General features: G+C 60.2%; 16 protein-coding genes. 4 read left to right on the top strand and 12 right to left on the bottom strand.

Annotated elements, in window-relative coordinates; all coding sequences use genetic code 11:
* Positions 1-45: 45 nt before the first annotated feature.
* On the top strand, positions 46-1,083 hold the full coding sequence (locus Q1A32_RS08030) for an FAD-binding oxidoreductase (protein WP_299651679.1): 1,038 nt from the start codon (positions 46-48) through the stop codon (positions 1,081-1,083).
* A 59-nt stretch (positions 1,084-1,142) separates the two neighbouring features.
* Here the strand turns inward: Q1A32_RS08030 and Q1A32_RS08025 are convergent, their stop codons facing one another.
* Entirely contained in the window at positions 1,143-1,898 is a 756-nt protein-coding gene (locus Q1A32_RS08025) for an acyl dehydratase (RefSeq protein ID WP_299651677.1), read from the bottom strand.
* Between the two features lie 71 nt (positions 1,899-1,969).
* On the opposite strand from Q1A32_RS08025, the gene Q1A32_RS08020 reads away from it, so the two are divergent.
* Entirely contained in the window at positions 1,970-2,371 is a 402-nt protein-coding gene (locus Q1A32_RS08020) for a VOC family protein (protein ID WP_299651675.1), read from the top strand.
* Here Q1A32_RS08020 and Q1A32_RS08015 read toward each other — a convergent pair.
* The 10 genes from Q1A32_RS08015 to Q1A32_RS07970 all read right to left on the bottom strand — a co-directional run bounded on the left by Q1A32_RS08015 (position 2,368) and on the right by Q1A32_RS07970 (position 11,454).
* Positions 2,368-2,910: an NADPH-dependent FMN reductase gene (locus Q1A32_RS08015; RefSeq protein ID WP_299651673.1), complete on the bottom strand. Its 543-nt coding sequence runs from the start codon at positions 2,908-2,910 to the stop codon at positions 2,368-2,370. The genes Q1A32_RS08020 and Q1A32_RS08015 overlap by 4 nt on opposite strands.
* Before the next feature lie 111 nt (positions 2,911-3,021).
* Positions 3,022-3,684, bottom strand: coding sequence for an OmpA family protein (locus tag Q1A32_RS08010; protein ID WP_299613615.1), 663 nt, complete (start codon positions 3,682-3,684; stop codon positions 3,022-3,024).
* A 142-nt stretch (positions 3,685-3,826) separates the two neighbouring features.
* Complete coding sequence (locus Q1A32_RS08005) at positions 3,827-4,687, bottom strand: bifunctional helix-turn-helix domain-containing protein/methylated-DNA--[protein]-cysteine S-methyltransferase (RefSeq protein WP_299651671.1); 861 nt, start codon at positions 4,685-4,687, stop codon at positions 3,827-3,829.
* A 662-nt stretch (positions 4,688-5,349) separates the two neighbouring features.
* Positions 5,350-6,528 (bottom strand): NnrS family protein, encoded by a 1,179-nt coding sequence (locus tag Q1A32_RS08000; RefSeq protein WP_299651669.1) that lies wholly within the window; start codon positions 6,526-6,528, stop codon positions 5,350-5,352.
* 1 nt (position 6,529) lies between these two features.
* Positions 6,530-6,778, bottom strand: coding sequence for an NnrT protein (locus Q1A32_RS07995; protein ID WP_299651667.1), 249 nt, complete (start codon positions 6,776-6,778; stop codon positions 6,530-6,532).
* The gene (locus tag Q1A32_RS07990; protein WP_299651665.1) at positions 6,775-6,951 is read right to left on the bottom strand and encodes a protein NnrT; all 177 of its coding nucleotides are present in this window, start codon (positions 6,949-6,951) and stop codon (positions 6,775-6,777) included. Before Q1A32_RS07990 ends, Q1A32_RS07995 begins: the two co-directional genes overlap by 4 nt.
* 1 nt (position 6,952) lies before the next feature.
* Positions 6,953-8,836, bottom strand: coding sequence for a nitric oxide reductase activation protein NorD (locus Q1A32_RS07985; RefSeq protein WP_299651663.1), 1,884 nt, complete (start codon positions 8,834-8,836; stop codon positions 6,953-6,955).
* A 5-nt stretch (positions 8,837-8,841) separates the two neighbouring features.
* The gene (locus Q1A32_RS07980; protein ID WP_299651661.1) at positions 8,842-9,636 is read right to left on the bottom strand and encodes a CbbQ/NirQ/NorQ/GpvN family protein; all 795 of its coding nucleotides are present in this window, start codon (positions 9,634-9,636) and stop codon (positions 8,842-8,844) included.
* A gap of 3 nt (positions 9,637-9,639) precedes the next feature.
* On the bottom strand, positions 9,640-10,989 hold the full coding sequence (locus Q1A32_RS07975) for a cbb3-type cytochrome c oxidase subunit I (RefSeq protein WP_299613629.1): 1,350 nt from the start codon (positions 10,987-10,989) through the stop codon (positions 9,640-9,642).
* Positions 10,990-11,001: 12 nt separating this feature from the next.
* Complete coding sequence (locus Q1A32_RS07970; protein WP_299651659.1) at positions 11,002-11,454, bottom strand: cytochrome c; 453 nt, start codon at positions 11,452-11,454, stop codon at positions 11,002-11,004.
* 121 nt (positions 11,455-11,575) lie between these two features.
* On the opposite strand from Q1A32_RS07970, the gene Q1A32_RS07965 reads away from it, so the two are divergent.
* A complete protein-coding gene (locus Q1A32_RS07965) occupies positions 11,576-11,788 on the top strand; it encodes a DUF1858 domain-containing protein (protein WP_299651657.1) in 213 nt (70 codons plus the stop codon).
* A gap of 6 nt (positions 11,789-11,794) precedes the next feature.
* On the opposite strand, the gene Q1A32_RS07960 is transcribed toward Q1A32_RS07965, so the two are convergent.
* Positions 11,795-12,511: a Crp/Fnr family transcriptional regulator gene (locus Q1A32_RS07960; RefSeq protein WP_299651655.1), complete on the bottom strand. Its 717-nt coding sequence runs from the start codon at positions 12,509-12,511 to the stop codon at positions 11,795-11,797.
* Positions 12,512-12,661: 150 nt separating this feature from the next.
* Between Q1A32_RS07960 and Q1A32_RS07955 the strand changes: the two genes are divergently transcribed.
* A complete protein-coding gene (locus tag Q1A32_RS07955) occupies positions 12,662-13,093 on the top strand; it encodes a pseudoazurin (RefSeq protein ID WP_299651653.1) in 432 nt (143 codons plus the stop codon).
* The last annotated feature ends 1 nt before the right edge of the window (position 13,094 follow it).

Here is a 13,094-nt window from a genome sequence, read left to right as displayed (position 1 = left end):
CCCCTGTAAAGGATACCGGCGCGACCTTGGCGAAAGGCATGAAAAATGGCAACGGCAGACATCACCGTCCGCGGCGCAGGCATCTTTGGCCTGTCCATCGCGTGGGTCCTCGCGTGTCGTGGCGCACAGGTGCAGGTGGTTGACCCGAACGGTCTCGCCGCAGGCGCTTCCGGCGGCATCGTCGGCGCGCTGGCCCCGCATGTGCCCGAAAACTGGAACCCGAAAAAGCAGTTCCAGCTGGAAAGCCTGCTGATGGCCGAAACCTTCTGGGCCGAGGTGCAGCAGGCTGGCGGCATATCCCCCGGCTACGCCCGCACGGGCCGCTGCCAACCCATAGCAGACGAACCGGCCCTCACCCTCGCGCTCCAGCGCGTGGAAACCGCCAAAAACCTCTGGGGGAAAAACGCCACATGGACCGTCCGCCCCATCCAAAACCCCGAATGGGCCGCCAACAGCCCCACCGGCATGGAAATCCATGACACGCTCAGCGCGCGCATCCACCCGCGCCATGCCTGTCACGCCCTTGCCGCCGCGCTCGCATCCCAAGGCGTCGACATCCTCACGGACGCGCCCGAGACGGACATAACAGTCCACGCCACAGGCGTCGTGGGCCTCGACCAGCTCAACGCGGGTCGCACCCGTATGGTCGGCGCAGGCATAAAGGGCCAAGCCGCCCTTCTGGACTTCGCCGCGCCCGACGCGCCCCAACTTTTTGCCGACACGCTGCACATCATCCCGCACGCCGACGGCACCACCGCCATCGGCTCCACGACCGAGCGGGAATATGACGATGCGACCAGCACAGACCGGCAACTCGACGACATCGTCGCCCGTGCCCGCGCCGCAATCCCAGCGCTGAAAAACGCAAAAGTCATCGCAAAATGGGCTGGCCTCCGCCCCCGGTCACGCAGCCGCGCGCCGATGCTCGGGCCATGGCCCGGCAGGCCCGGTCACTTCATCGCGAATGGCGGCTTCAAGATCGGCTTCGGCATGGCCCCCAAGGTCGCACACACGATGGCCGACCTCATCCTTGATGGGCACGACACAATCCCGCAGGGGTTCGAGGTGCAGGCCTCGCTGTGAATTTTTGTTGCCTCAAGTCGAAAAGCTGAAAAGTGCGAACCACTTTTCAGCGACATGCTTCAAGCCTCCGCCTCCATACACATCCGCCCATCGGAGCCACGCACCCACAGCGTCCGTCCTTTCCGGCAAAACATGCCCACCTCGTGGTGCATCAACGGCGATGTTGCTCGGTATCGAAAAGTCTCCAAGGGCCCCAACGCCGCTTCAGCCATCAACATCAAATGCTGCGCCAACAGCGGCCCATGCACAACCAACCCGTCATAGCCCTCAACGTCGCGGGCATAGGGCTGGTCATAGTGAATCCGGTGCCCGTTGAAGGTCAGCGCCGAATAGCGAAACAGCAGCGTCGCATCGAACGACCGCTCCACCGCCTCTTCCTCATCCGCCGCAGCTATGGGGGGCACAGGCCGCACTGCACCCGGATCAGAATCCTCGCGATAGACCAGATCCTGCCACTCCGTCACACACGCCGCACCACCCTGCCATATCTCGTGGCGCAAAGTGACAAAGGCCAACGGTCCCGTCCGCCCTTCCTTGCGCTCGGCCTTTTCACAAACGGTCACCCGCTCCGCGGCGACCCCAAGGCGCAAGGGGGCATGAAAGGCCAAGCGTCCCCCGGCCCACATCCGCCGGGGCAGGCCCATATCCGGGATCACACCGCCCACCTTCGGATGCCCATCCCGGCCCAATCGTTCCGCAGGCTCCGGCGTCCAGAAATACGGCTGATGAAAGAACGGCGGCAATGGATCGCCCACCACCAAAGTCGCCGCCTGTCCCAAAGCCACCTGCATCGCACGGGCGCGGGCGGAGTCCATCACGTCGCTTTGACGAAGCCTATCTATCTTGGCACTTTGCATGAGTGCACCCTGTACGACGGAGCCGTAAAATGGAACAACCCACCCTCTACAGCCTTGATCATCTGGTCATCACTGCGGCCGACATGGACGCGACCATTACCTTCTATACGCAGGTCCTGGGCATGATGCACCGCACGCTGGAGGTGCCGGGCGAACGTCCGCGGCATGCGCTGTTCTTTGGGGGGCACAAGATCAACCTGCATCAGCTTGGGGCGGAATTCGAGCCGAAGGCCCGCATGGCCGACGCAGGCACAGCGGACCTGTGCTTTCTAACGCAAGACCCGCTTGATGCGTGGCAGGCGCATTTCGCGGCAACGGGCACCGAGATCGAATTGGGCCCGGTTCCGCGCACCGGGGCGCAATGGCCTATGCAGTCGCTTTATATCCGCGACCCGGATGGCAACCTGATCGAAGTCGGCGCACGCGCCTAGCGCCCTACCTCGGCGCGCAAGCTGTCCATCAATTGGGTCAACTCGCGCACATACATCTCTCCCGTCAAACGACCGTTGTCATCAAACTGCTCTGAACAATTGGCCAGATGAATTTCCGGCCCCTGCAGGATGCGCGGACGAAACGGGACCATGTAGCCACGCAACACCATCTGCGCCCGCTCCCCGCCGGCCCGACCAGACGCGGCCGACATCACGGCCAAAGGCTTGCCTGCCCATGGATTGCCCTTGACCCGGCTTACCCAATCCAATGCGTTCTTCAATACGCCGGGCGGAGCCTTGTTGTATTCCGGGGTCGAAATCAGCACAGCATCCGCTGCCTCGATCTGGGCAGCAATGGCCTTGGCCGCCTCGGGAATGCCCTCCGATGCCTCAAGATCACCGTCATATAGCGGCATCTGCAAATCTGCCTGAACATAGGTGCAGTCCCCAAACAGCCGCGCTGCCTCACGCAACAATTTCGTATTGGTCGATGCAGCGCGCAATGAGCCGGAGATGCCCAGCAAGTTCGGGGTGGTCATGAGGAATCCTTTGGCAGTCTGTCATGCACAGAATGGCGCACGCTCCTCACAACGCAAGAGGCCCCGGAGATGTTCCGGGGCCTCTGATCAGCGAATGATGGTTTTGTCAGCTTACTGTCGCGTGGGCAGGATCACGATCTCGACCCGACGGTTCTGCTGTTTGCCTGCCGCGGTGGCGTTGGTGGCAATCGGCTGGCTCTCGCCCCGGCCAAAGGTCTGCACGCGGTTGAACGGCACGCCTTGGTTCAGCAGCACGTCAGCGACGGCATTGGCGCGACGCTCGGACAGTTGCTGGTTGAAGGCGGCGTCACCGTCACTGTCGGTGTGGCCTACGATCTGAACGGTGGACTGCGGATAACGTTCGAGGCTGCGGGCCAGCGACGCCATGTCTGCATTCAGGCCCGGACGCACGGTAAAGCTGTTGACGGCGAACAGGATCGCTTCGGGGAAGGACACGATCAGGCGGTCGCCCGTGTTGGTGATGGTCACACCACTGTCCAGTTCGCGGCGCAACTCTGCCTCTTGCTGGTCAAGGTCATAACCGATGGCGCCACCGATCAGGCCACCGACAACGGCACCCGCGACAGCAGCGCCTGTATCGCCTGCGACGGCACCGATCACGGCACCAGAGGCAGCCCCGATGGCAGCACCAGTGTTGCGTTTCTGGTTGATGGGTTCACCGCTTGGACCAACTGTGCCGAGGGATCCGGGGTCGGTACACGCGCTCAGTGCAGCGATGGCGCCAATGGCGATGAATGTGGGGGTTTTAAGCATATCTATTGTCCTACTGCCTTCCAAAACGGGGCCGCGTTCGGGCACGCCCCCTTATATGGACGCAAGATAGGGGCGCTGTGTTCCAAGAAATAGGGGGAAAATGCCATAAGCGGCATCTTGCGCACAATTGTGAACGGGTATCTCAGGCCTCTGCCCGCGCCGATTCATAGGCCAGAAGAGCGCGTTTGACAGGCAGCCCCCAGTGGTATCCGCCAAGCCCGCCCGACTTGCGCAAGGCTCGGTGGCAAGGGATCAGCCAACTGACAGGATTGCGGCCCACGGCAGTACCTACGGCGCGCACCGCCCGGGGGTTGCCGATGCTGTCCGCGATCTCGGAATAGGTGGTCACGTGACCCGAAGGGACCTGCAACAATGCCTCCCACACCTTGATCTGGAAGGGTGCGCCGATCAGATACAGCGGTGCCTCCTTCAATTCGGCATCCTCCGCTCCAAAGGCGGCCAATACCCAAGGGCGCAGCCGCATCGGGTCCTCCACGAAGGCCGCCTTTGGCCAGCGCCGCACCAGATCCTGCATGGCCCAGTCTTCACCCATCTCGGCCGCAAAACCCAAGCCACAAATTCCCTTCTCGGTCCCCATGACCAGAGCTAAGCCAAACGGGCTGTCGAACCATCCCCAATAGATGGTGAGACCTTCGCCCCCCTTGGCATAATCGCCGGGGCTCATCGACTCCCAGCGCAGGAACAAATCATGCAGCCGCCCCGAGCCACTCAGGCCCGTTGCATGCGCCGTCTCCAACGTGGTGAACCGATCATTCAGCAGAGCCTTGGCATGGCCCAGCGCCAAATACTGCTGGTAACGCTTGGGCGACACGCCGACCCAGCGCGAGAATATGCGTTGAAAATGCGCCGAGCTCATGCCCATTTCGGTGGCCAAAGCATCAAGGCTCAACGGCTCGTCGGCTCCGTCGATCAGGTCGATGGCGCGGCGCATGACGTTGAAGTGGTAACCGGTTTCGGTGTCAGGGATCTGTGTCTGTTCCATGGTCCTGAAGGTATGGGAAGCGACAGACCTGTGCGACCCGTTTCCTGCGGGAATGTTGGGACTTCGTTTTACGGTTTGTAAGATCGAGCAAGGTGTCCTTCAAGCCGGCGGACGCTTTGGGTGGCTTGGGCGCGATGCGATACTCGCGGCGATCTGTCAGTCGAAACGTATTTAGCCAGTATGAACCGCAGATAGAAAGGGGAATTGCTCGCTTAGCTTTTTCCAGTTCTGGTCATTGATAAGGGGCACTCGTGGGGGGCGACGCCAAATTCTTTTGCTTCGAACATATGATCGGTAAGGCTGCGACGCTCCTTGGCCCAAATTGATTGTTCGAGTGTTGGTCGAATTCAAACCATCTGGAATTCGGATCACTCCGGCAGGCAGATAGAAGTGATCTGTCTCGATAAGGGCCGCGTTTGCCATACGGAGTTTCACACCGCTGCCGCCTCATCTCACCGGGCTGGACCTCAAATCTCGCGCAACATATCGGCACAGTTAGAGACAACAACGGGGAGCACGCTGCACGTCTTCGCATCTGTTCAAAAGCCAATGGAATGGGGCCAATTGGCCTAAAACGATATTTGGGATGTCAGGTGGCGAAGGCTGCGAATAAGCGCCTTAACGGTCCGCTCCGAGGGAGCATGTCCAACCGGAAACCACGCTTAACGCGCTTTGAGCAGAGAAGGTCCATAGGCAACCACAAACCCTCCAAAAGCTGCCAACCAAAATGCGCCGGACACATAGCTCAGCGGTTGATAAACGGACGCGCCCAAACGGGCGAACACAGACCCGAACAGACAGAAATAAATAGCGACCGTCGCCCTGTTCGCAGTCAATGGTTGCTGGGTATGGCCCAGTGTCGCCCGCGTCATCACCGCCAACGTCATTGCGCCAATCGCACCCGACATCCAAATGTGTTGTGCGGCGATCGTGGCGGGTTGTTCGATCACATGACCAAGACCAAGCGCCAAAGCACCCGCAGGGATGAACGCATAAGAAACATGCAGCACCCAAACCAGCGGCTCTTGCAGCGTATGATGCCCCTGCCACCTCGCCATCCGCGCCAGATGTAACAGACCGAACAAGGCCAACAGCATGGCAGTAGACGTGTCGACAGGTTTGGCAATCCAGAATGACAGGGCGATCACGCTAACGAGAAGGACAAACCTGTCAAAGCGCTGCATCGGTACCGCAGGTCGTGCGCTGCTGCCCGTGCCTTCCAACCAGTTGCGGGTAAACGTCGGAATGATCCGCCCGCCAATGACGGCAATCATCAAAATCGCCGTCGCAACCCCCAGTCGCAAACCAAAACCTTGGGCCGGATACCCACCTCTCATCCCTTCGATGTGAAACATGGCATTGGCCAGCGTGAACACCGCCAACAAGGCCAGAATGATCAAATTTCGCCAGTTCCGGCTTGCTACGATCTCGCGCAGGACAACCGCGCCCAGCACCAGTGGAAAGAGAAGATCGACCGTAAGTGGCACACCTTCAGGCAGTATGGCGGAAAACAGGATGGTTATCCTTCCCGCCAACCAGAGCGCCGTCAGACAGGCCAGCGGCCAACCTACAAAAGCCGGACGTCCAGTCCAATTTGGCACGGCCGTCAGCAGAAAGCCTGCCAGAACAACGCCTAGATATCCGAAGAGGAATTCATGGGCGTGCCACGACACCGGATCGAAATGCGTGGGCAGCGCGATGGCGCCCGCCAAAGCAGGCAACCACAGGAGCATCGCAAAACACGCCCACCCGGCTCCGAGCAGGAAAAAGGGGCGGAACCCGAAACTGAACAGCGCTGGCCCTTGCCAGCCTCCCACATGAACTTGGGTCGGTCGCGCCATCTCAGGCTCCTGCGTCCGTGCCACCCACTTCGGCGCGATCCATCAGATGGCGAATATGCCGGGCGAAGTACCATGTGGCTGGTATCCCGATCAGACACCCAAGCCCGATGGACCATACGGCTGACGCAATGGGGCCACCCATCCAACTGAAAATCAGCGAAGCGAAAAAGACATTCACCGCCGCGGCCCCCGCCCCGAACGGATAGAGCACAAGCGTGATCTTGGGTGTGGACCAGCCGCCTCCTGTCATCGGCGCGACACCAGCCGTTGGACCGCGATCATGGACACAACAAGGGCAAGGCAAGCGAGCCCATACCAGACTTCGGCGGTGGCCGATTGTGCCTGCGGAATTGGACGGTCAAATCCGTTTGCGAAAGCCGGGAATGAGATCAGGGTGGTGCACAAAATGGTCAGTCCGCGCATATCATGTCTCCTGTGTGAGGGTGCGATAGATGTCAGGCAGCGCCCGGTTCAGACGTTTTGGATCGGGCAGCAACGTGAATCCACCACGGCCAAAGATGCGGGCGAACCAATCCTGTCCATCCTCGTCGATGATGATGCCATGGAGGCTTTGACCTGCGGCACGGGCGTCACGCACGGCCATGTGGCTGTCCTCGATACCGTGCTGGCCTTCATAGTGGTCCAGATCGTTGGGCTTGCCATCCGTCAGGACGATGAGCAGTTTGCGCGCGCTTGGCTCTTCTGCCAGTTGCGCGGTGACATGTCGAATGGCAGCACCCAAGCGCGTGTAATGGCTGGGTGTCAGGGCCCCGATATTCGCTGTGATGTCGCCCGACATCGGCTCTTGGAACGTTTTGCATCGCGTAAGAAAGACCCTGTCGCGCCGTAGTGATGAAAACCCCCAAATCCCAAGCCTGTCGCCCACCGCATCGATCCCTCCCGCCAGGGCAACCATGGCGTCCCGGGCAACTTCGATCACCGATGTATCGCCAATTGCGGCTTCGGTGGACCGGGACGTGTCGATTAGAAACGCCACTGACAGGTCGCGTTCGATCTGGCGAGCGGAGTGCCAGATGCGGTCTGATCCGCGCCCGGTGGCCGCGATGTTGGCGCGGGCCGTCAGCAACGCATCAAGGTCCAGTTCGGCGCCATCCACTTGCCGGGGTTGCAAGATTCGGCGCGGACGCAGCGCTTCGAACTGACGGCGCACGTTGCGGATGTGTCGTTCGTTCGGATGAAAACGAATACAGCCCGGTTTGGCGGGTGCATCCAGAACGCGGCAATGATCGGCCATGTAGCTGCGGCTCCGGTGGTTCCATTCGGGATAGGTGTACGTGCCGGCCAGCGCTTCGTGATCTGCGTCCGCCGGCGACAGGTCCAGATGCAAGCGCAGCCGGGTTGCAGCCTTGCGATCCTGTTTCGACAGGGTGATCTCGTCCTGGTCGTCTGCCGCTTTCTGCGCGTTATCGTCGTCATCATCGTCAATACTGCGGTTGATGTTCATCGACTCGACCCAAGACAGGATGGATTCAAACCGATGAATGATGAAACTGTCCTTGCGGTTCTGCTGATCCCGATCCTTGCGCTTTCCCAGCTTGCGCGTGCTATGGGCAGCGTTTGGGGGCCGCGGTGCATGGTCGGCCTCCTCCTCTTCGGCAATTGCGCCTGATCCGGGCCGCGCAATGCGCAACCAGATTGGCACAGGTTCGGCGGCCATGTAGCCACGTGGAGCTGGAACAAGCGGTAAGAGCGGCGCGATGTCCTGTAGCTGATCACGGATCGCCATCTCCAGTGCGGTCTCCTGTGCGGGGCGCCAAAGCTCGTTGCGGGCTGCAAGACAGTGCTGCGCCATCCGTGCGTATGCCGGGCGCAATCCCGGACAGGCGGAGTAGGCCGCCTCAGTCGCGACGGCATTTGCACGCACATACGCGCAATCACCAGCCAGTCCGTCCTGAGGCATTTCAATGCCAGCCACATCGACTGATGCCGCCATCGCCGTCAGCCAGAAATATGCCGCACGGTTCAATATCGGATCGGCAAAAGCCGCAATAACCGGCGGTAACGCGAGCTGTTCCCCGTCAAACAGTGCGACACATTCCCGGTCCCGATCTGTGCCCAACTTACGGCGCAGCGGCTGGCGGTGCCGCACTACGGTTGCTGCCGCCTCGCGGATCTCTACCCCCGGTGCGCCCCCTAGGGACCGAAAGAGCACAGCAAGACTGGGCCGTACCGAGGTCAGTGCAATGGCCGCATCAGGATACCGGATATCCGCCCCGATCCCGCTGGCCATCCCGTGCCACAGGTTGCCCACCGTTTCTTCCGGCTCCATGAGGTCAAGAAGGCGCATCAGGCTTATCCGTAGATCGTCGCGACCAGATCACGCAGCGCCTGCTGCACGTCCGGCTCATCGCTCAGCGGTTCTATGATGGCCGCTTCCAGCGCCTGATCGACGCCCATGCCACCCGCCATCAGCGTCGCGGCATAGATCAACAACCGCGTCGATACGCCCTCTTCCAGATCCATGCCCGACAATCGCCGGATATGCCCGGCCAACCGCACCAAAGGTGCTACGCGACCCGCCTCCAAACCGCTTTCGCTGGCGACCACGGCGATCTCTGTCTCAGCGTCCGGAAAATCGAACGATACCGACAGAAACCGCTGCCTGGTCGAGGGTTTCAGCCGCTTCAGCACGTTCTGGTAGCCCGGGTTGTAGGACGCCACCAGCATGAAACCCGCAGGTGCCACCAGCTCTTCGCCCGTGCGGTCGATCATCAGGGTGCGGCGGGTATCCGTCAACGGATGCAGCACCACGGTTACGTCCTTGCGCGCCTCGACCACCTCATCAAGATAGCAAACGCCGCCCTCCCGCACGGCCCGGGTCAACGGCCCGTCGACCCAGACGGTGTCGCCCCCTTTGAGCAGATAGCGCCCAATGAGATCTGCCGCCGACAGGTCATCATGGCAGGCCACGGTATAGAGCGGCTTGCCCAGCCGCGCCGCCATATGCTCGACAAAGCGGGTCTTGCCGCAGCCGGTGGGCCCCTTCAGAAGAAGGGGCAAACCATTGTCATGGGCCGTTTGAAACAGATCGCATTCGCGCCCTGTGGGTTGATAGAACGGCAAGGTGGGTGTGTTTGCGATATTCATCACCTATTCCCCCGGCACGGACGCAGCAGGACCGGGGGCGATGATCTCGTCCTTGCGCACCACCAGCATCGAATAGATGAACAGAAGCGCCCCGATCACAACCGCGGCCCCCGCGCCAAAGCGCATGAGGTAGAAGACCGACAGGCTGTCCTGCACCTGCATGTAATAGTCTCCGATCACACGCTGCATGTGCGTCTGGATCGTGCCCGCGAAGGTCAGCACAAAGGTCATGAAGGCCATGCCACCCGTCATCAGCCAGAAGCTGGCCATGTTGAGCACCTGATTGTAAGGCGCACGTTCGCGCAGCATCGGCATGGCATAGCTGAAGAGAGCAAGATTCAACGCCACGTAGGCGCCGTAAAACGAAAGGTGCCCATGGGCGGCGGTGATCTGCGTGCCGTGACTGTAGAAGTTGACCCCGTGCAGCGTGTGCAGGAAGCCCCAGACACCGGCGCCGAAGAAAGCAACCGTACTGGACCCCAGCGACCACAACAGCGCGGCCTTATTCGGGTGGTTCTTGCGCCCCTTCCAGACCATGACGAACGCAAACGACATCATCAGGAAGAACGGGACCACCTCGAAAGTCGAGAAGATCGACCCGACCCATTGCCAGTAGCCCGGCAGTCCGATCCAATAAAAGTGGTGTCCGGTGCCAAGGATGCCCGAGAACAGCGCCGTGGCGACAATGACATAGAGCCATTTTTCGACCACTTCACGGTCCACGCCGGTCAGCTTGAGCAACAGAAAGGCGAGGATCGCAGCCATGACCAGCTCCCACGTTGCCTCCACCCAAAGGTGCACGACGAACCACCAGTACATCTTGTCCAGGGACAAGTTGTCGGGGTTGATGAAGGCAAAGACCCACAAGAGCGACAAGAGCCACAGGCCCATGAGCAAAACGTTGGTGATGGCTGTCTTCTTGCCCGCCAGCACCGTCATCGACACGTTGAACAGAAAGATCAGCGCGGCGACAAGAATGCCGAATTTGACCCAAAGAGGCTGCTCAAGAAATTCACGCCCGCCGTGGATGCCAACAAGATAGCTGCCCACAGCCCCCAGCGTGCCAACCAGCAGTATAATCAACTGGATATAGGCCAGTTTGGTTGACCATATCTCCCGCTCCGACTCCTCCGGGATCAGGAAATAGGCCGCACCGAAAAAGCCAAGCAGCAGCCAGACAATCAGCGCATTGGTGTGGATCATGCGGATCACGTTGAAAGGCAACAGCTCCGACAGGAAATTGGGCGACACATAAATCCAGCCCGCAAGCAGCCCGCCCAGCACCTGAATGCCGAACAGCGCCATCGCGGCAAGGATGTACCAATACGCCACCTTTTGAGATTGATATTTCATGGGGTGCCCTCCTTATCCGGCATCATTGGGCGGCCAGCCCTGCGTGTCTGTCTGATCGGCCCAGCGCAGAAATTCGGCGAGGCCGCGGATGTCTTCGTCGCTCATGTCATAGGCGGGCATCTGGCGGCGGCCTTCGATGCCGCTGGGCTGGCCTTCGATCCATGCTTTGAGCACTTCGAAGGCGTCTTCGGGGCTGTCCTGCACCCCCCACCGGGTCATGACATTGCCAAGTTCGGGGGCGAAATAGGCACCCTCGCCGTGCAGCGTGTGGCAGTTGATGCAGGAATGCCGTTCCCAGACATGCTTGCCATGGCGGACCTCATCGCTCAGTGCCATGCCAGCGGTCGATGTGGTCACCACGTATCGGTGCGAATGCACAGTCATCCCCACAAAGACGACGACAAAGAAGATCGAGCCTCCGTAGAAGATGTTGCGCGCCCGCGATTTCGTGAGAATTTCAGCCATGGTCCGGCCTCCTGCGTGATCGGGATGGCCAGTTTTACTTCGGCTCAGCCGCTCATAGTTTGCGCCAGCGCAACGTTTCGCTGGAATGCACGCCTATGATGGTCGGAGAAAGGAATGGTGCATGGTCCGTGTCCATCTGGATGATCCCGACCTGCCGCTGGCTGACCTGATGACCGAATGGCCACAGACGATTCCGGTCTTCGTGAAGCACAACATGCTTTGTGTTGGATGTTTGATCGGACCGTTTCATACGGTCACGGATGCCTGCGCCGAATACAGTCTGGATCAAGAGGTATTCTTGACCGAACTGATGCAGGCTGCCGGGTTGGCCTGACCGAACTCAGCCCTGGCTGAGGACCACAAGCGCGTGGGGGTCACAGACTTTGATGCGTTTGCGTTTGCTGGTCACGAGGCCCTGTTTTTCCCATGCGCTGAGCAGCCTGCTGACCGTGTGCAGTGTAGTGGCCGTCAACTCGGACAGATCCTGACGGGTGATGGGAAAGTCGATCTCGATCCCGTCCTCGACCTTGCGGCCCGTCTGGTTGATTAGCCGCAGGATCGCATTCGCGACGCGCTGTTCCACTTGTTGCGTCGCAAGCTCGACAATCCGGTTGTTCATCTCGCCCACACGTGCCCCGACAGTCTTGTAAGTCTCGGTGGCGAACCCGTCATAGTCCTGCACGAAATTGTCCCACAACCGCATGGGCCAGCTCAGCAGAATGGATTCCGACGCCGTCATTGCGGTGGCTGGATACGTGTCTTTGCCCAATGCCTTTGCTATCCCAAGCAACTGGCCTGCGGGAATATGCAGCGACGTCACCTGCTCTCCGTCGGATGTGACGCGTATCACGCGTACATACCCGTCCAGCAGCATATAGAACCGGTCCGCCACATCGCCTTCGCTGAAAACGCAATGGTTTGCCTCGCAACGCCGCGACGTTGCCTGGTCCAAAACGGTGCGGATTTGCCGGGTCTCCAGCTTTGAGAACGGGGGCAGATGGCTCAGCAGGCTTTCGTCAAGCCGCGGAAATGAAGTCTTTTTTGCGGCCACATCCATTCGAACGACCCTGCCACAGGTCAGCGCAAAACGCCACGTTCATTTGCCCTTGCCACATTCGCCGCTTTCTTTGCTCCAGCACAAACTTCCATCCCGCTCCGTCTGTCACAATTGGCGTCAACCGAAGCTGATCGAGAAGGGAACACCACGATGATCCGAACACTTGCAACCACGCTTGCACTCACCGCTCTCATGGGGTCGGCCGCATTTGCCGAAACCTTCGAGGTGCAGATGCTCAACAAGGGCTCTGACGGTGAACGCATGGTGTTTGAACCCGCCTTCGTTCAGGCGGCCCCGGGCGACACGATCAAATTCATCGCCACAGACAAGGGGCATAATGCCGAGGTGGGCAAGGACATGCTGCCCGACGGCGCCGACGCGTTCAAAGGCAAGATCAACGAAGAGATCGAAGTCACGCTGGATGTCGAAGGAGTCTACGGCGTGATCTGCAAACCGCATTACGCCATGGGGATGGTGATGACCATCGCCGTGGGCGATGTCACGGTCCCCGACAGCTTTCTCGAAGGACGCGTGCCCAAACGGGCCAAGGAACGCTTTGAGGCGCAACTGGGCAACCTGTGAT

It is taken from the genome of uncultured Tateyamaria sp., assembly GCF_947503415.1.
Taxonomy (GTDB): Bacteria; Pseudomonadota; Alphaproteobacteria; order Rhodobacterales; family Rhodobacteraceae; genus Tateyamaria.
This window is presented reverse-complemented; position numbering and strand designations above follow the sequence as displayed.